At 68.0% G+C, this 18305-nt stretch carries 17 protein-coding genes; 8 read left to right on the forward strand and 9 right to left on the reverse strand.

Features of this window, described 5'->3' with window-relative positions; genetic code table 11:
• Positions 1 to 30 precede the first annotated feature (30 nt).
• From RTI28_RS08085 to RTI28_RS08095, 3 genes are read left to right on the forward strand one after another with little or no spacing between them, the layout of a single operon-like run.
• Positions 31 to 1035: an ABC transporter substrate-binding protein gene (locus tag RTI28_RS08085; RefSeq protein WP_316919972.1), complete on the forward strand. Its 1005-nt coding sequence runs from the start codon at positions 31 to 33 to the stop codon at positions 1033 to 1035.
• A complete protein-coding gene (locus tag RTI28_RS08090) occupies positions 1035 to 2054 on the forward strand; it encodes an ornithine cyclodeaminase family protein (protein WP_316919973.1) in 1020 nt (339 codons plus the stop codon). Before RTI28_RS08085 ends, RTI28_RS08090 begins: the two co-directional genes overlap by 1 nt.
• Positions 2051 to 3505, forward strand: a complete 1455-nt coding sequence (locus RTI28_RS08095) for an aromatic amino acid ammonia-lyase (RefSeq protein ID WP_316919974.1) — start codon at positions 2051 to 2053, stop codon at positions 3503 to 3505. The genes RTI28_RS08090 and RTI28_RS08095 overlap by 4 nt, the downstream gene beginning before the upstream one ends.
• Before the next feature lie 9 nt (positions 3506 to 3514).
• Here the strand turns inward: RTI28_RS08095 and RTI28_RS08100 are convergent, their stop codons facing one another.
• Positions 3515 to 3811, reverse strand: a complete 297-nt coding sequence (locus RTI28_RS08100; RefSeq protein ID WP_316919975.1) for a DUF3509 domain-containing protein — start codon at positions 3809 to 3811, stop codon at positions 3515 to 3517.
• Between the two features lie 115 nt (positions 3812 to 3926).
• On the reverse strand, positions 3927 to 4376 hold the full coding sequence (locus tag RTI28_RS08105) for a universal stress protein (protein ID WP_316919976.1): 450 nt from the start codon (positions 4374 to 4376) through the stop codon (positions 3927 to 3929).
• A 153-nt stretch (positions 4377 to 4529) separates the two neighbouring features.
• Here RTI28_RS08105 and RTI28_RS08110 point away from each other — a divergent pair, with 153 nt between their 5' ends.
• The 5 genes from RTI28_RS08110 to RTI28_RS08130 all read left to right on the forward strand — a co-directional run bounded on the left by RTI28_RS08110 (position 4530) and on the right by RTI28_RS08130 (position 10598).
• Entirely contained in the window at positions 4530 to 5435 is a 906-nt protein-coding gene (locus RTI28_RS08110; protein ID WP_316919977.1) for a LysR family transcriptional regulator, read from the forward strand.
• Positions 5436 to 5541: 106 nt separating this feature from the next.
• Entirely contained in the window at positions 5542 to 7080 is a 1539-nt protein-coding gene (locus RTI28_RS08115) for an MFS transporter (protein ID WP_316919978.1), read from the forward strand.
• 26 nt (positions 7081 to 7106) lie between these two features.
• Positions 7107 to 8168 (forward strand): HlyD family secretion protein, encoded by a 1062-nt coding sequence (locus tag RTI28_RS08120; protein ID WP_316919979.1) that lies wholly within the window; start codon positions 7107 to 7109, stop codon positions 8166 to 8168.
• A complete protein-coding gene (locus RTI28_RS08125) occupies positions 8165 to 9613 on the forward strand; it encodes an efflux transporter outer membrane subunit (protein ID WP_316919980.1) in 1449 nt (482 codons plus the stop codon). Before RTI28_RS08120 ends, RTI28_RS08125 begins: the two co-directional genes overlap by 4 nt.
• Before the next feature lie 190 nt (positions 9614 to 9803).
• A complete protein-coding gene (locus tag RTI28_RS08130) occupies positions 9804 to 10598 on the forward strand; it encodes an SDR family NAD(P)-dependent oxidoreductase (RefSeq protein ID WP_316919981.1) in 795 nt (264 codons plus the stop codon).
• Positions 10599 to 10675: 77 nt separating this feature from the next.
• On the opposite strand, the gene RTI28_RS08135 is transcribed toward RTI28_RS08130, so the two are convergent.
• The 7 genes from RTI28_RS08135 to RTI28_RS08165 all read right to left on the reverse strand — a co-directional run bounded on the left by RTI28_RS08135 (position 10676) and on the right by RTI28_RS08165 (position 18303).
• On the reverse strand, positions 10676 to 11500 hold the full coding sequence (locus RTI28_RS08135; RefSeq protein WP_316919982.1) for an SDR family oxidoreductase: 825 nt from the start codon (positions 11498 to 11500) through the stop codon (positions 10676 to 10678).
• A gap of 52 nt (positions 11501 to 11552) precedes the next feature.
• Positions 11553 to 12767, reverse strand: coding sequence for an RHS repeat-associated core domain-containing protein (locus tag RTI28_RS08140; RefSeq protein ID WP_316919983.1), 1215 nt, complete (start codon positions 12765 to 12767; stop codon positions 11553 to 11555).
• Between the two features lie 1260 nt (positions 12768 to 14027).
• A complete protein-coding gene (locus tag RTI28_RS08145) occupies positions 14028 to 14375 on the reverse strand; it encodes a hypothetical protein (protein ID WP_316919984.1) in 348 nt (115 codons plus the stop codon).
• A gap of 78 nt (positions 14376 to 14453) precedes the next feature.
• Entirely contained in the window at positions 14454 to 14918 is a 465-nt protein-coding gene (locus RTI28_RS08150; protein WP_316919985.1) for a multidrug transporter, read from the reverse strand.
• 72 nt (positions 14919 to 14990) lie between these two features.
• Positions 14991 to 16442: a mannose-1-phosphate guanylyltransferase/mannose-6-phosphate isomerase gene (locus RTI28_RS08155; RefSeq protein WP_316919986.1), complete on the reverse strand. Its 1452-nt coding sequence runs from the start codon at positions 16440 to 16442 to the stop codon at positions 14991 to 14993.
• A gap of 33 nt (positions 16443 to 16475) precedes the next feature.
• Entirely contained in the window at positions 16476 to 17132 is a 657-nt protein-coding gene (locus RTI28_RS08160; protein WP_316919987.1) for an alginate O-acetyltransferase AlgF, read from the reverse strand.
• Positions 17133 to 17145: 13 nt separating this feature from the next.
• A complete protein-coding gene (locus RTI28_RS08165; RefSeq protein ID WP_316919988.1) occupies positions 17146 to 18303 on the reverse strand; it encodes an alginate O-acetyltransferase in 1158 nt (385 codons plus the stop codon).
• Positions 18304 to 18305 lie beyond the last annotated feature (2 nt).

Raw genomic sequence — 18305 nt, forward strand, 5'->3', positions numbered from 1 at the left:
GCAAGCGGTCCCCTCGTCACCGAGGTACCCATGAAACGACTCAAATCCCTGCTGGCCACCTCACTCCTGGCCCTCTCCCTGACCACCCACGCCAGCGACAAGGCGCAACCCATCCACTTCGGCGACATCACCTGGGAAAGCGGCAGCCTGATCACCGAGCTGCTGCGCACCATCGTCGAAAAAGGCTACGGCTATCCCACCGACACCCTGCCGGGCAGCACCGTCAGCCTCGAAGCGGCGCTGGCGAAGAACGATATCCAGGTCATCGGCGAGGAATGGGCCGGCCGCAGCCCGGCCTGGGTCAAGGCCGAAGCCGAAGGCAAGGTGTTTGGCCTCGGCGATACGGTCAAGGGCGCCACCGAAGGCTGGTGGGTGCCGGAATTCGTCATCAAGGGCGACCCCGAGCGCGGCATCCAGCCCCTGGCCCCGGAACTGAAATCGGTGGCCGATCTGCCGCGCTACGCCAGCGTCTTCCGCGACCCCGAGTCGCCCGACAAGGGCCGCTTCCTCAACAGCCCCACCGGCTGGACCTCGGAAATCGTCAACAGCCAGAAACTCAAGGCCTATGGGCTGAATGACAGCTTCGTCAACTTCCGCACCGGCTCCGGCGCGGCGCTGGATGCCGAGGTGGCGACCTCGATCCGCCGCGGCAAGCCGGTGCTGTTCTACTACTGGTCGCCGACCCCGCTGCTGGGCCGCTACAAGCTGGTCAAGCTGGAAGAGCCGCCCTTCGATGCCGAGGCCTGGAAGACCCTGTCCAACGCCAGCCACCCCAACCCGCGTGGCACGCGCTCGATGCCGGCGCGCCTGGCGATCGGGGTGTCGGCGCCTTTCCATGCGCAGTATCCGGAGCTGGTCGAGTTCTTCAGCAAGGTCGACCTGCCCATCGACCTGCTCAACCAGACCCTCGGCCAGATGAGCGAAAAACGCCTGCAACCGCGCAGCGTGGCCCAGGCCTTCCTGCGGGAGCATCCGCAGGTGTGGAGTGCCTGGGTGCCGGCGGACGTGGCGGCGAAAGTCAGCGGGAGCCTGTGATGAGCGAGGTTGCCATGGCACCGATCCATATCGATTTTCTCAACGGCCTGGACATCGCCGAACTGAACCTCGACAACGCCGAGATCCTCGCCGCCGTCGAGGCCGGGTTGAGCCTGCAAGGGCGCGGGGAGGCGGTGATCGAGCCGCGTACCCACCTGATACCCGGTCAGGGCATCAACGGTCACTTCAATGTCCTGCGTGGCGTGCTCGGCGGTGATATCGGCCGCGCCGGGGTCAAGGTGGTCGGCGATTTCGTCGACAACTATCGCCTGGGCCTGCCCTCCGAGCTGGCCATCCTCAACCTGATGGACCCGGCCACCGGCGTGCCCCAGGCGATTCTCGACGCCTCGGTGATCACCGACATGCGCACCGGCGCCCTGACCGCCATCGGTGCCCGCCACCTGGCCCATCCGCGCAGCAAGGTGCTCGCGCATATCGGCGCGCGCGGCACGGCCTACTGGAATGTGCGCCTGCTCGATCACCTGTTCGATTTCGACGAGATCCGCGTGCATTCGCGCCGGGTGGAAAGCCGCGAGGCCTTTGCCGAGCGCCTGCGCCGCGACCTGGGCAAGCCGGTGCGGGTCACCGAGGACTGGGAAAGCACCGTGCGCGGCGCCGATATCGTCGTCGAAGCCTCGCGCCTGGAACGGCCGGAGCCCTTGCTGCGTACCGAATGGATCAAGCCCGGTGCCTTCGTCGTGCCCTACGGGACCATGAGCGCGGTGGAACTGTCGCTGACCGACATCATGGACAAGCTGGTGGTGGACGACTGGGGCCAGTGCAAGGGGGGGCAGTTCGGCGCGCTGCGGGCCCATGTCGAGAGCGGCAGGCTCAGTGCCGAGACCCTGCATGCCGAGCTCGGCGAGATCGTCGCCGGACGCAAGCCCGGCCGTGAGCACCCGGAGGAAACCATCCTGTTCTGGCATCGCGGCCTCAGCCTCAGTGATATCGCGCTTGGCCATGCCTTGCTGGACAAGGCCAGGCGCCTGGGGATCGGCCAGCGGCTGCGCTTTGCATGAGCACGCTGGAGCCGGGACGCGGCGGTTTGACCCTGGCGCAGTGGCTGGCGGTGGTGGATGACGACGCGCCATTGTGCCTGGGCGAGACGGCGCGGGAGCGCATCGCGGCCGGGCACCGCCTGCTGCTTGAGCTGATCGCCGCGGGCACGCCGATCTACGGCGTGAGCACCGGGCTCGGTGCGGCGGTGGATCAGCGCCAGGACGATGGCGACTTCCAGCGGCGCATCGCCGCTGGGCGCGCGGTGGGTGTGGGGCGCCTGGCGTCGCGCCGCGAAGTGCGCGCGATCATCTGCGCGCGTCTTGCCGGGCTGGCCCAGGGCCGTTCGGGGATTTCCCTGCACGCTGCCGAGGCCCTGCAGGCCTTGCTCGAACACGGCATCCATCCCGAGGTGCCGTTGCTCGGTTCGCTGGGTGAAAGCGACCTGGCGCCACTGGCCCATGTGACCCTGGCCTTGCAGGGGCAGGGCTGGGTCGAGTACCGCGGCGAGCGTCTGCCGGCACTGGAGGCGCTGCGCCGTGCCGGTCTGCAGCCGTTGCTGCCGAAGGACAAGGACGGTCTCGCCCTGGTCTCGGCCAACTCGGCGAGCATCGGCCTGGGGGCCTTGCTGGTGGCCGAGGCGGGGCGCCTGCTGGAGCGGCAACTGGCGGTGCTGGCCCTGGCCTGCGAGGGCTATCGCGCCAGCCTCGTGCCGTTCCAGCCGTGGGCCGCGCGCCTGCGTCCGGCGCCGGGGCAGGCCGAGGTGTCGGCGGCCTTGCTGGATTTGCTGGCGGCCAGTGATCTGCTCGATCCGGGGCAGGCGCGGCGCCTGCAGGATCCCTTGAGTTTTCGTTGCGCCACCGTGGTGCTGGGGGCGGCGCGCCATGCCTGGCAATGGGCCGGCGAGGTGCTGGAGATCGAGCTGGGCAGTGGCGCGGACAATCCGGCGCTGGTCGAGGAGAGCCGTCAGGTGCTGGTCACCGCCAACTTTGACAGCACCCCTCTGGCGCTGGCGTTCGAGGGCCTGGGGCTGGCCTTGAGCCGGGTGGCGGTGGCGAGTGCCGAGCGCATGGCCAAGCTGTTGTCGCCGACGTCCAGCGAGTTGCCGCGCGCGCTCAGCCCCAGGCCGGGGCAGGTCGGCCTGGCGGCCTTGCAGCGCACCGCGGCGGCGCTGGTGGCGGACATCGTCCACCTGGCCAACCCGTTGCCGGCCCTCAGCGTGCCGGTGGCGGACCGGGTCGAGGACTATGCCGGGCAGGCCCTGGGTGTGGTGGAAAAGACCGGCACGCTGCTGCAGCGCCTGGACTGGCTGATCCGCATCGAAGCGGTGATCGCGGCGCAGGCGGTGGATCTGCGTGGGGACATCCGCCTGGGCGAGGGCGCCGCGCAGTTGTATCGGCAGGTGCGGCGGCGGGTGGCGTTTGTCGATGAGGACCGGGCCATCGATGTCAGCGGGGCTTTCTGGGGGGACTGAACCGGCCTGTCAGTGATGAGTGCTGCTGTTCCAGCGACTGGCACCCGCCCCGCGTTCGGTCATCGCCGCCAGGACCTCCAGCGCACTGTGCCCCTGCTCGATGGCGATGCCGAAGTTCACGCTGTCGATCAGCCGTTCCAGGCGCTGCGGGTCGTTGCGCTGGGCCGGGCTGATCAGGCGCTTGGCGACGATGCCGTCGTCGTCGGAGAGGGTCAGCATGATGCTGCCGTCGAGGCGCTCGATGCTCAGGTTGACCCGGTAGCGCGCTGAAAACGCGGCGCTGATCTGTTGAAAGGGGTTGTGCATGACGCTTCACCTTGCAATGACAGTCATCGATTGACTGGTCGAAAAAGGGGGAGTTCAGATCCTTAGCAAGGTGCGGGCCTGATATCGATGGATGGTCTTTCGCAGGCCCGGATGCTCAAGCCGGTGCCACCAGCACCGGACAGGCCACCCGATCGATCACCTTGCTGCTGATCGACGGGTCCAGCAGCCGGCCGAACCGCGACAGGTGGCGGTGGCCCATCACGATCAACTCGCAGCCCAGTTCCCGTGCCTTGTCGACGATGGCCTCGACCGGCTCCTGCGCCACCATGCTGCCGATGCAGTCGCCGAACCCGCTGTCGCGCAGCGCCCAGACCGCCTCCGCCACCGCGCGTTCGGCCTGCTGCTGCTCGTCGCAGGCCGCCGGGTACTCCGCCAGTTCGCCACGGGTATAGGGCGCGGCATGGTCATGCACGGCGAAGCTGCTGTCGATCGCCAGCAGTACATGCAACTGATGCTCCCGTGGCCGACAGTAACGCCGCACCAGATCGAGCAGGGCCGTGCAGGAGGGTGAGGCATCGATGGCGATCAGAACCGGGCTGGGCATGGGCAACTCCTTGGAAAGCGGCGAAAGCAGGGCATTCTCGATCCATACCACTGCCCTGATAAATGGCCTGCCATGCACTGGAATGTTGCGTCCGACGCAATCCAGCGAGCTGTTACCATCGCCTTTCCATCATTCGCCAAACGGAACCTGGCCATGCAACTCCCGGACATGAACCTGCTTGTCGCCCTCGATGCCCTGCTCGACGAGGGCAGTGTGGTTGGTGCCGCCCAGCGCATGAACCTCAGCCCGGCGGCGATGAGCCGGACCCTGAGCCGGATCCGCGAAGCCCTCGGCGATCCGATCCTGGTCCGCGCCGGTCGCGGCCTGGTTCCGACCCCACGGGCCCTGGCCCTGCAGGAGCAGGTGCGGACCCTGGTGGAACAGGCCGGCCAGGTGTTCCATGGCGGCGACGAGGTGCACCTGCCGAGCCTCGAACGCGCCTTCAACATCCGCACCAACGACCTGTTCATTGCCCTCTACGGCGCCCAGTTGCTGCGCATGATGCACGAGCAGGCGCCGCGCACCGTGCTGCGCTTCGTCCCGGAGACCGGCGGTGACGATGACCTGGTGCTGCGCGACGGACGCACCGACCTGATCATCAGCTCGACCATCGACCTGGGCCCGGAGATCAAGGTGCAGAGCCTGTTCAACACCGTCTATGTCGGCTTGGCGCGGCGCGACCATCCGATCTTCGATGGCGACATCACCCCCGCGACCTTCGCCGCCTACCCGCAGATCAGCGTCTCGCGGCGCGGTCGGGCCAACGGGCCGATCGATGTCGAGCTGGCCAACTACAAGGTGCAGCGGCGGGTGGCGCTGATCACCCCGAGCTTCCACTCGGCGATGTTCTCCCTGCCGGCGTCGGACCTGCTCCTGCCGATGCCGGCCAATATCCTCAACAGCGTGCACCGCCTCGGCCTGCCGCTGCGCTCCTTCGAGATCCCGCTGCCGCTGGAACGGGTCACGGTGATGCAGGCCTGGCACCCGCGCTTTCACAACGATCCGGCGCACCGCTGGCTGCGCCAGACCCTGAAAACCTGCTGCGAAGTCGACCCGTGACCGGCGGATTGCGTTTGCTGCAACTGTAAACTGCCAATAAGTCAGTTTTCGTCAGCATTACGGGTTTCTAGACTCTCTCCAGTCAATTTGTTGCTGGAGATTTCTGATGACGTCCCTGTCCGCGCCCCTCGCCGCGCCCGCTGCCGCTCCCGTAGCGGCAGCCCCCGCGCAGCCGTTCGGCCTGCGGGTGGTGGTCGGGCTGTTCGGCGTGCTGCTGGCGGTGCTCTGTGCCGGGCTCAACGAGATGGTGACCAAGGTCTCGCTGGCCGATATCCGCGGCGCCATGGGCATTGGCGCCGACGAAGGCGCCTGGCTGGTGGCGGTGTATGCCGCCGCCTCGGTGTCGGCCATGGCCTTCTCGCCGTGGCTGGCGGCGACCTTTTCCCTGCGCCGTTTCACCCTGTCCGCCATCGGCCTGTTCGCTGTACTCGGGTTGGTCCAGCCCTATGCCCCGGACCTGCACAGCCTGATGCTGCTGCGCACCCTCCAGGGCCTGGCCTCCGGTGCGCTACCGCCAATGCTGATGAGCGTGGCCCTGCGTTTCCTGCCGCCGGGGATCAAGGTCTACGGCCTGGCCTGCTATGCCCTGACCGCCACCTTCGGCCCCAACCTGGGCACGCCGCTGGCCGGGTTGTGGACCGAGTACGTCGGCTGGCGCTGGTCGTTCTGGCAGATCATCCTGCCTTCGCTGCTGGCGATGTTCTGCGTCGGCTGGGGCCTGCCGCAGGACCCGCTGCGCCTCGAACGCTTCCGTCAGCTGGACTGGCGCGGCGTGCTGCTCGGCCTGCCGGCGATCAGCTCGCTGGTGCTCGGCCTGACCCTGGGCGATCGCTGGGGCTGGTTCGATTCGCCGCTGATCAGCTGGCTGCTCGGTGGCGGCCTGGTCCTGCTGGTGCTGTTCCTGTTCAACGAGTGGTCCGAGCCGCTGCCGTTCTTCCAGTTGCGCATGCTCCAGCGGCGCAACCTCAGCTTCGCCCTGCTGACCCTGGCCGGGGTGCTGATCGTGCTGTCCGCGGCGATCAGCATTCCCTCCGCGTACCTGGCGCAGATCCAGGGCTATCGCCCGGCGCAGACCAGCCCGCTGATGCTGCTGGTGGCCATGCCGCAACTGGTTTCGCTGCCGCTGGTGGCGGCGCTGTGCAACATCCGCGCGGTGGACTGCCGCTGGGTCCTGGCTTGTGGCCTGGGCATGCTGATGCTGGCCTGCATCGGCGGCACCCAACTGACCTCGGTGTGGATTCGCGACAATTTCTATGTCCTGCAACTGCTGCATGTGTTCGGCCAGCCGATGGCGGTGCTGCCGCTGCTGATGCTGTCCACCAACGGCATGACCCCGCAGGAAGGCCCGTTCGCCTCGGCCTGGTTCAACACGGTCAAGGGCCTCGCCGCGGTGGTCGCCGGTGGCTTGCTCGACGCCCTTGGCACCGTGCGCCGGCATTTCCATTCCACGCATCTGGCCGACAGCCTCGGCAACGCACCGCTGATCGACGACAGCGCCGCCGGCCTGGCCAGACGCATTCATGAACAGGCCCTGGTGCTGACCTCGGCCGACCTCTACCTGGTCATGGCCTGCATCGCCGCGGCCCTGATCTGCCTGATTCCTTTCGTGCCCACCCGGGTCTATCCACCGCGTGCGGTGGCCTGAGCCTGGACGAACAAGAGATTGTCGCTATGACCAACACTCGCAAGAACATCCTCATCGGCTCGCTGCTCGCCATCGCCGTGTGCGCGGCTATCGCCGGCCCGCACCTGCTGGGCAACGATCATTCGCAAAGTACCAACGATGCCTATGTCAGCGCCGACTACACCGTGGTCGCGCCGAAGGTGGCCGGCTTCATCAAGGAAGTCCTGGTGGAAGACAACCAGCAGGTCCAGGCCGGGCAGTTGCTGGCGACCCTCGACGCCCGCGACTACCAGGCCGCGCTGGATGCCGCCCAGGCCCAGTTGCTGGTGGCCCGGGCGCAGAGTGCCGATGCCCGAGCGACCCTGGAGCGCCAGGCGGCAGTGATCGCCCAGGCCGAGGCGGCGGTGAAGGCAGCCCAGGCCGAGGCGGCCTTCGCCGATCATGAAGTGACCCGCTACAGCCGCCTCGCCGAGCAGGGCGCCGGCACCGTGCAGAACGCCCAGCAGGCCCGCAGCGGGGTCGATCAGGCCCGTGCCCGCCTGGCCAACGTCGAGGCCGCTCTGCTGGCGACGCGCAAGCAGGTGGATATCCTCGAAGCCCAGGTGGCCAGTGCCGACGGCCAGCTCAAGCGCGCCGAAGCGGGGCTGGAGAAGGCCAACCTGGACCTGTCCTATACGCGCATCGTCGCCCCCGTGGACGGCATGGTCGGCGAGCGCGCGCTGCGCGTCGGCGCCTACGTCAACCCGGGCGCGCGCCTGCTCTCGGTGGTGCCGCTGAACCGCGCCTACGTGGTCGGCAACTTCCAGGAAACCCAGCTGACCCACGTGCAACCGGGGCAGCCGGTGAACATCAGCGTCGACACCTTTTCCGGCGAGACCCTGCGCGGTCACGTCGAGAGCATTGCCCCGGCGACCGGGGTGACCTTCGCCGCGGTCAAGCCGGACAACGCCACCGGCAACTTCACCAAGGTGGTCCAGCGCATTCCGGTGAAGATCGTCTTCGACGCCGACCAGCCGCTGCTGCAGCGCCTGCGCGTGGGCATGTCGGTGGAAGCGCGCATCGATACCCAGGGCGATGTCCTCGCCGCCAGGGAGGTCAGTGCGCGATGAACAGCCTGTTTCGCATGAGTCCGTTGCTGCTCGGCGTGGTCCTTGCCGGCTGCACCCTGGGGCCTGATTTCCAGCGTCCTGACAGCCAGGCGCCACAGCAGTGGGCGCCGCTGCAGGGCGAGGCCGCGCCCAGCCAGCCCCAGGCCGAGCCGCTGGAGGCGCGCTGGTGGGAGGGTTTTCATGACGCCCGGCTCAGTGCGCTGATCCAGCGCGTTGCGCAGAACAATCTCGACCTGCGCATGGCCAGCGCCCGTCTCGTGCAAAGCCGCGCCCTGCGCAGCAGCATCGCCGCCGAGCAGACCCCGGCGCTGGACCTGAACGCCGGCTACAGCCGTGCGCGCAACAGTGCCGAAGGCCTCAACGACCCATCGGGCAATGCCGGGCGCAAGGCCTACAACCTGTGGCAGGGCGATCTGGTCGCCGGCTGGGAACTGGACCTCTGGGGCCGCGTGCGGCGCCAGGTGGAAGCTGCCGATGCCAGCATCGAAGTCGCGGAAAACGACCGGCGCGGCGTGCTGCTGGCCCTGCTCGCGGAAACCGCGGGTGACTACATCCAGCTGCGCGCCGTGCAGCACACCCTGGCGGTGACCCGTGACAACCTCAAGGTGGCGCGGCACAGCCTGGAACTGTCCAACGACCGTCAGGCCCAGGGCGTCGCCACCCGCCTCGACGTGGCCCAGGCCAGCGCCCAGGTGGCGTCCATCGAAGCCCGCCTGCCGACCCTGGAAGCGCGCGAGGCGGATTTGCTCAACGCCCTCGCGCTGCTCGCTGCCGAGCCGCCACGCAGCCTGCAGAACGAGCTGCTGGCGCCCGCCGAACTGCCGGCGCCGCAGCAACGCTTCGCCATCGGCGTGCCGTCGGAACTGGCCGCGCGGCGTCCGGACATTCGCCAGGCCGAGGCGCGCCTGCATGCCGCCACGGCCAGCATCGGCGTGGCGAAGGCCGACTTCTATCCGAGCATTCGCTTGTCCGGCAACCTTGGTTTCCAGGCCATGCAACTGAGCGATTTCGGCGCCTGGGATGCCCGGCGCTTTGCCATCGGCCCGCAGATTTCCCTGCCGCTGTTCGAGGGCGGGCGCCTGAGCGGCGTGCTCGAACTGCGCGAGGCGCAGCAGCAGGAAGCGGCGCTGAATTATCGCCAGGTGGTGCTGCGGGCCTGGCATGAAATCGACGATGTGCTACGCCTGTACAACGCCAGTCAGCTGCGTCGCGATCATCTTGCCGAGGCCGTGCAGCAGAACCGCATCGCCCTGGAGACCGCGCAGCGTCAGTACGTGGAGGGGGCGGTGGACTTCCTCAACGTGCTCAGCGTGCAGAGTGCGTTGCTGGCCAGCGAGGAGCAGTGGATCGACAGCTCGGCGGCGGTGTCCCAGGCCCTGGTGGGCCTGTACAAGGCCCTGGGCGGTGGCTGGCAGGCGTTCGATGAACCTGTGGCCAGCCATTGATTGCACGCACTCTGTAGGAGCGAGCTTGTCGGAGCGCCGAACCGTCGCGAAGGACCGCATAGCGGTCCCCAATCGGTGTTATCCGGTGTTGCGGCCGCTGCGCGCCCGTTCGCGAGCGAGCTCGCTCCTACAAGGATGTTTTTGCTTCACCCAACACCACACGAATTTCTGATCAACCGGGAGGCAGATCATGCACATTTCCCTGAACGGCAAACGCGCCATCGTCAGTGGTTCCACCGCCGGCATCGGCCTGGCCATCGCCATCGGCCTGGCTGATGCCGGCGCCGAGGTGGTGCTCAACGGGCGCACCCAGGCGCGGGTCGACCAGGCCCTCAAGCAGGTCCGCGAGCGCGTGCCGGCGGCACGGATCATCGGCGTCGCCGCCGACCTCGGCACGGCCGCAGGCGCCCGCCGCTTGTTCGACCTGGTGCCGCAGACCGACATCCTGGTCAACAACCTGGGCATCTTCGAGCCCAAGGGTTTTTTCGAGATCAGCGACGAGGAATGGCAACGTTTCTTCGACGTCAACGTGCTCAGCGCGGTGCGCTTGTCGCGGCACTATGCGCAGGGCATGAAGGAGCGCGACTGGGGCCGGGTGCTGTTCCTGTCCAGCGAGTCGGCACTGCAGATCCCCACCGAGATGATCCACTACGGCACCACCAAGACCGCGCTGCTCGCGGTGTCTCGCGGGCTGGCGGAAACCCTGGCCGGTACCGGGGTGACGGTGAATGCCGTGCTGCCAGGGCCGACCCGCTCGGAAGGGGTGGGCGATTTCTTCGGCGAGATGGCCAGGGCGCAGGGCGTGTCGACGGCCGAGCTGGAAGCCAGCTTCATCGCCGAGCATCGCCCGAGCTCGATCATCCAGCGCCTGGCGACGGTGGAAGAGGTGGCGAACCTGGTGGTCTACCTGGCCTCGCGCCAGGCCAGCGCGACCACCGGGGCGGCGATGCGGGTGGATGGCGGGGTGGTGCGGTCGATCGCCTGAGTCCTGCGTTGCTCTTGCGGGCCTCATCGCGGGCAACGCCCGCTCCCACAAGGTTCGGCGATGAGGCCGCAACGGTATTACAACTGCCGATCCAGCCCGAATTTCTTCTTCAACACCTTCTGCAGCAACCCGCTCGGCAGCCAGCTGGCCAGCAGCGGCAAGGCGCGGCTGCCATTGCCCAGCCTGACCAGCCCCGGCGTCGGCGACTGGCGCACGGCCCGCAGCACCCCGGCGGCGAATGCGCTGGCCGGGGTCGGCCGGTCCTGCGAGGCCCGGGTCCGGGCGCGGATGTTTTCCCGCAGCGGCCACCAGGGTGAATCCGGTTTCAGCAACTGCTCGGCGCGCAGCCCGGCATTGCTGGCGAAACTCGACTGGATCGCCCCCGGCTGCACTTCCATCACCCGCACCCCGAACGGCGCCAGTTCCAGGCGCAAGGCATCGCTCAAGGCATGCACCGCGGCCTTCGAGGCACAGTAGGCGCCGGCGAACGGCGTCACCAGCACCCCGGAAACGCTGCCGATGTTCACCACCAGGCCGCGGCTGCGCCGCAGCAACGGGAACAGCGCACGAGTCACGCCGACCACGGCGAAGACATTGGTCTCGAACTGCTGGCGCATCGCTTCGACGCCGCCGTCGAGCAAGGGCCCCATGGCACCGTAGCCGGCGTTGTTGATCAGCACGTCGAGGCCGTCGTGCTCGGCTTCCAGCGCCTCGGCCAGGAGGGCCAGGGACTGCGCGTCGTTGACGTCCAGCTTCCACACGCGAAACCCCGCCGCCAGCAGCAGGTCGACGTCCTCGCCACGGCGTGCCGTGGCCCAGACGGTGAAACCGGCATCGCGGAAGGTGTCGGCGAGGGCGCGGCCAATGCCGCTGGAACAACCGGTGATCAGGGCGACGGGCATGGAGCGATCCTTAAAAGGGGAAGCAGCGATCATAGCCCGGATTGGCCGCCCTTCAACGCCCCACGCATTTGCGCAACACCGCGAAGAGACCGCCCGGCCGCCGGGGCACCACGGCGCTTTGCCGCGAGGGCGGCGGCGGGTTGCTCGGTCGCTGACGCTGCGGTCTGGACGGCATCACCGCGGTCTGGGCCCTGGCACGGCGCTGCTGATGGACCTGGTCGGCGCTCAGGCCGTGGTCGGCCATCTCGAACAGCACATTCAGGACCTCGTTGTCCTGGTGTTCGGCGCGGGCGGCGTCCCACAGGTCGTTGCTCTTCAGGTAGTCGATGAGCCTGGATTTGTCGGCGCGAAAGCCCTTGACCAGGTCCGCGTAGGCCTCGGGCCCCGTCACCTGGTCGAGCCGTGGGCGGGTTTCGAAGCCGGCGGACTCGGCAATCGGCGCGTAGCGCAGGCCGGCGGCGGGCGCCAGTTCCTCCAGCAGCGCTGCCACCTCGGTGACGGCGGCCGGCGGTTTGTAATGCCCGGAGTGATTGCTGAACACGGCCTGTCCGTCGCCACCGCGCTGGAGCAGCCCGGCGAACAGGGGCAGGCCCATGTCGGGCTGGATGCCCATGTGCTGATGAAAGGTGTTGGCGAACAGCCGCAGGCTGCCGTGCCGATCACGGAACAGGGCCACCGCGCTGCCTTCCTCGGACAGCGACCATTGCGCCTCGGCGCTGGCCAGCGGCGCCATGCCCCGGCTGTACACCGTGCGCGACGGCATGAAGCCATGGCTGCCGGCATCCCAGCGCAGTTCCTCGTACCAGCCAGTGCCGATCGACTCGCTGATCGGGTCGAGGACATCCACCAGCAGGATATCCACCGGAATCTTCACCGTGCCCTGGTGGTCGCCGAAGTTCAGCGGGTCGTTGCCGACCATCCGGTACAGGTTGAGGCCGTCGACCGGGCCGGCCGGATCCGCGCTGATCCAGCGCTGCAGCCACGGCGCGTAGTAGCGCTGGCCGTAGTAGTACAGGCCGCTGGCATCCATTTCCCTGGCGGCATGGCGACGCCATTTGCAGCGTGCCTGGCTGCTGCTCGACGCGGCCCACCAGGCGGTGCCGCCGAAGGGATAGTGGATCTCGTGGGTGAGTAGCGTGGCCTGCTCGTCCAGCTCCAGGTTGTGCGAGCCCAGGTGGTCGCGCAGCGGGTAGCGCTGCTGGTCGTTGGCGAGCCGGGACGGCAGGCCCTGCTCCCAGTGCAGAACCTCCGCCACCCCGCAGCGCATGACCTGCAGGCGTTCGCCGCTGGCGTCGTCGCTGCGCAGTTCCAGCCCCGGCAGGTAGCGGACCTCGGCCAGCAGGGTGCGGCCCGGGCGAGGGCGACGGGCAGCGCCTGCAACGGCGGCAGGCCCGGGCCCGGGACGGCATCGACGAACTCGTGGCCGCTGGCCTCGACCAGTTGGTAGAGGCTGTCGTAGCGGTAGGTACAGCGCGGTTCGATGCGCTGGTTGGCGAAATGCCGGACCGGCATGGCCGCATCGACGATCTCGACCAGGTTGCCGCGTGGGTCGTGCCGATAGTGCAGGTCCTGCAGCGCAGGCAGCCCCGGTACGCCGTGTTGCAGGCGCAGCAGGCGGCCGCTGGCGGGATCGCGGGTGTAGTGGCTGAGCACGCCGTTGCCGGCAGTCTGCTGTTCGACCTGACCCCAGGCATCGTAGGTCACGCGGGTCAGCAGCGCGGTGGCGCTGCCGGCCCCGGCCAGGCGCAGGGCGATTGGTCCGGGGCGGGCGTCGAGGGTATGCCGGAACAGGGTCTGGTTGCCCCGCGCATCGGTGCGGGAAATCAGCTGGCCGGCGGCGTCATGGACCTCATGGCTGGAGAAGCCGGCGCCAGGCTCCAGCAAGGCGTCGCGCTCGGCGGCCGCGCTCGGCCAGTCCACCGCATCGAGGGACTGGAGGAAATGCCGGGTCTGCCGGCACAGTGCAGCGCTCAGGGCATAGCCGCGCAGGTGCAGGGTGCCGCCGGGATCGTCATGACGCAGCAGCCGTCCGCACTGGTTGTGCGCGGCGAAGCCGCTGTCGGCGCCGGCGTACTCGTAGCGTTCGCTGACCTTTTCACTGCCCTGTGCCGGCGTCTCGGCGATTTCCACAGGGCGCAGCCGTTCGTCATAGGCCAGGCGCCGACGGGTGCCGCGGGCGTCCCAGACGAGCACGGGCAGCGCGCTTTCGGCGAGCAGTTGCAGGGACCAGCCGGCATCCACGCTGTCGTTCAGCAGCAGGCGGCCGGACAACCCGTACACCTGTCGCAGGTTCGCAACGCTGCCCTGGGCCCACAGGCGCGGGTCCCAGCTGGCCTGGCGCTGGCCGGCGGCGTTGTGCGCGCAGCGCTCGATTCGCGCGGCGGGCGCCTGGTCGCTGTGCTCCCGGCAGTAGCCGACGGTACGCAGGGCCAGGCCGCGAGGATCGACGGCGGCCAGGGTGGGCGTGGCGGTATGCGGGGACGCGGGAGCGGTCATGGGCGAGTTCCGTCTGGCGTCGCGGGAAGCGTCAGTACAGCCGCTTCAATGCCTTGTCGATTTCTTCGTCGCGGGTGGCGTGCAGGGTCACCGGCGGGCAGTTGCTGGGCAGCAGGACCTGCGCTGGCGCATCGATGTGCAAGGCCTCCAGCAACCGGTTCAGGGCCTGTGCCCGGCGCGGGGTGCGGTAGTCGTCGAGGTCGAGGGCGTAGAACACGAACTGCGGCAGCAGGTCGGCCAGGTCTTCGATGTGCGGGAGCAGGGCGAAGGTCTGCGGCACGGTGGTGGCGCCGACCAGGATCAACCCGGGTCGTTCGCGCTCATCGCTGTTCAGCAGGGCTTCCAGTGAGTCGAGGGAGGTCAGGCGACGCACGTCCATGGGGGCCTTCCTTGCCGGCAGGCGGTTCATGAGCGTCATTCAACACCGATGCGGGATTTCGCGAAACTGACAAAAATGCTAGTCCGCAAAGCTGCCCTGCAGATGTTCGGCACGAAATTCCAGGGATTGCGCGCGGTAGCCCGGACGCAGCGGCGGCAGCGGCAGGCAGTCGCTCCAGTCGGCGCCGGCCTGGAGTTCGCCGGGGCCGCGATAGCGCGGCGCGGCGTAGGTGTTCTCGGCGAGGTTGACGGTATCGCCGGGGGCATAGGCGGCGACGCGCCAGCGCAGTTCCACCAGCGGCACGTCGTTGCCGTTGTTCATCTTCACCCGCAGCGGCCGCCCGGCCGGGCAGTCCTGCGGGGCGTAGTCCAGACGCAGTTCGAGGCGCGCCAGCTGGCGTGCCTCGCGGTTGTCCAGCCAGACCACCCACAGCCCGACCATGACCAGACCGAACAGCGCCGCCAGCGACACCGGCAGTGCCTTGGCCGGGTAGCGCAGGAGCAGGACCAGCCAGGTCAGGATGAGCAGGATGCCGATGATCATGTGCAATGCCCCGGGAAAGACGATCCCCTGATCCTAGTCGTCAGGCAGGGGATCTGTCATTTCCCGCCGGGGTTACTGGGCGATGGTCTTGATCGACACGCCGCGCTCGATGGGCGTCGAGCGCCCGTAGATGTCCTCGAAGCGCTCGATATCGTCCTCGCCCAGGTAGCTGCCGGACTGCACCTCGATGATCTCCAAGGGGATCTTGCCCGGGTTGCGCAGGCGATGGATGGAGGCGATCGGAATGTAGGTCGACTGGTTCTCGGTGAGCAGGAAGACGTTCTCGTCACAGGTCACCTCGGCGGTGCCGGAGACCACGATCCAGTGCTCGGCGCGGTGGTGGTGCATCTGCAGCGACAGGCTGGCACCCGGCTTGACCGTGATGTGCTTGACCTGGAAGCGCCCGCCCATGTCCACCGAGTCGTAGGAGCCCCACGGCCGGTACACCTCGCAGTGGGTCTGGGTTTCGCTGCGGCCCTGGGCGTCGAGGGTGTTGACCAGTTGCTTGACCCCCTGAACCTTGTCCTTGTGGGCGATCATCATGGCGTCCTTGGTCTCGACCACGACGATGTTCTCCAGGCCGATCACCGAGACCAGCTTGCCGTTGCCGTGGATCATGCAGTTGCGGCTGTCCTGCACCACCACGTCGCCCTTGGTGACGTTGCCGTGGTCGTCCTTCGGGTGCACGTCCCACAGCGACGACCAGCAGCCGACATCGCTCCAGCCGGCGCTCAGCGGCACCACGCAGGCGCGCTGGGTCTTTTCCATCACCGCGTAGTCGATGGAGTTGTCCGGGCAGCAGGCGAAGGTGGCGTCGTCGATGCTGATGCTGTCGCCGTCTTCAGAGCTGCGTTCGAGGGTCAGCAGGCAGGTGTCGTAGATGTCCGGGTCGTGTTTCTTCAGCTCTTCGAGGAAGCGGCTGGCGCGGAACAGGAACATGCCGCTGTTCCAGAAGTAGCCACCGGCCTGGACGAATTCGCGGGCGCGTTTTTCATCCGGTTTCTCGACGAACTGGGCGACCCGGCTGACGCCCTCGGGGAGCAGTGCGTCCTGGCTGGAGCGGATGTAGCCATAGCCGGTTTCCGGCTTGGTCGCGGGGATGCCGAACAGCACCATCTCGCCGCGTTCGGCAGCGATGGTGGCCAGGGCCAGGGCGCGTTGCAGGGCCTTCTGGTCATCGATCACGTGGTCGGCGGGGAGCACCAGCATCAGCTCGTCGCGGCCTTCGTTGACCAGCTTCATCGCGCTCAGCGCCACCGCCGGTGCGGTGTTGCGGCCGAAGGGTTCCATGAGGATCGCCTGGGTCTCCAGCTTGAGCGCGCCCAGTTGCTCGTTGACGATGAAACGGTGGTCCTTGTTGCACACCACGATGGGCGCGTCCATGCCGTCGAAGACCAGGCGCGACAGGGTCTGCTGGAACAGCGTGTGCTCACCGGTGAGGGCGAGGAACTGCTTGGGGAATTGCTTGCGCGACAGCGGCCACAGGCGCGAACCGTTACCACCGGACAGGATGACTGGGATCATGGGTGTTCTCCAAAAAGCTGCGAATAGGGTGGATTAACGGGTCGCGACCGGGCGCTTGACCCAGACCGGCGAGAGGTTGCTGCCGGAGCCGGTGACGTAGAGCACCGCCGCTTCGCCGCGTTCGAGGGCGACCGGCTTGAGGTCGCTGACCTTCTTGTCGCCTTCGTACAGGGCCAGGCTGACTTTCACCGGGTTGATCTCGCGTTCGCCGCGGCCGCTGGCGGCCACCGGCTTGACCACTTCGGTCTTGCCGTCGGCGGTCTTCAGGGTCAGGGCCTGGTCGCTGAGGTTCTGCACCCGCACCAGGGACTTCTGCTTGTTGCGGAACGGCGGTTCTTCCACCAGCTGGGCCTTGCCGTCGGCGTGGTTGACCAGGGTGTAGTAGTGGTCCGCGGCCAGCTTCACCGGCAGGCTCTGGCTGCCGACCTTGGCGCTGTAGTCGCCTTGCGGCATGAAGCTGAAATCGCTGCTGGACTGGGCGCCGACCTGGTTGATCGGGGTGTTGCCGACGCTGGCGGCGACCGGCTGGCTGCCAGCGTTGTACAGGCGCACGAAGGTCGAGCCCTTGGGCGCGGTCGGTCCGTAGAGCGCGGCGTCGGCGCCGGCCCAGGCCTGCAGCGAGGCCAGGGTCAGGCCGGCGGCCAGGGCGCAGGCTTTGGCGATGCGGTGCTTGGAAGTGTGCAAGGTCATGTGCGTTTCCTCTTCAGTGTTCCGTCCGATGGGACGACAGGGCCAGCTCTTGATTGGCAGTACGGGTTTGTTTCAGTTGCGCGATCCAGTGCGGATCGAAGCCGCTGAGATCGTTCTTCATTGGCAGATAACGCTCGGGGAACTCCCACACCAGCAACTGCGGTGGGCTGTTCTTGAATTCGTCGCTTTGCAGGTACTTGAGCATCGGCAGGATCGGTCCGTGGCCGTCCTCGGCGTAGTTGGCGACATCGCTGTGCAGCGCCTGCTGCAGGGCGCCGAGGAAGTTCCAGCTGGGGTTGGCGCTGTAGCTGGTGCCGACCAGGGCGACCGGGATCTGCCTGTCGCCGAACAGCGCGTCGCCGCTTTCACCCGGCTCGGCGAGCGGACGGGTACTGCGCTGCTGCAGCGGGTCCGGGGCCGGCATCAGCTCGCTGAACAGCGGGTCCAGGGGCAGGAAGTTGGTCAGGTCGCCCTTGTGCGAGGTCTGCCCGGTGTTCTCGGTGATGAAGGTCTGCGGCTCGCCGCTGAGCAGGGTCTGCCGGGCCACGGCCGCGGCCAGTTCCTGGGCGGCGACTTCCGCGCCCAGCGGGGTCCAGTGGCTGTCGGTGCGCAGGAACACCTGGCCGCGGGACTTGGCCGCCTGCAGCGGGCCGAACAGCTCGGGGGCGAAGATGCCGGCCTGGCGCGCCTGGGTGTGGAAGGCGTTGTACAGGTCGTGGTGAACGCTGGCCGGGGCCTGCACGCCGAGGTACTCGGGATACACGCGGACCTTGGCCGGGATGATCGCCAGGATCAGTTCCACGCCGTGCTCGCGCAGGGTGTCGCGCACGCCGCGGAGCAGGGCGAGGTTTTCCGCGCGGTTCAGGTCGGACTGCGCCACGGGCTTGAATTCCTCGTCGCTGAACAGCCACTGCTCGCGGCCCAGGACCACACCCGGGCGGCCTTCGTTGAACAGCTTGAAGTCCAGGGCCGCCCACAGGTTGGTGCCGATGCGCTTGAGCGGGAACTGCTCGTCGTAGTGGGTCTCGGCGGCCTTGGCCAGCTTGCCGTCGAGCAGGCTCATCTGCGCGGTGCGCTGGAAGCCGCCGAGCCCACCGAGGGACCACAGGCCCAGTGCGCTGAGCAGGGCGAGGAACAGCAGCGAATAGAGGATGCGTAATGATCGGGTCATGG

This window comes from Pseudomonas sp. zfem002, from assembly GCF_032621685.1.
GTDB classification, from domain to species: domain Bacteria; phylum Pseudomonadota; class Gammaproteobacteria; order Pseudomonadales; family Pseudomonadaceae; genus Aquipseudomonas; species Aquipseudomonas japonica.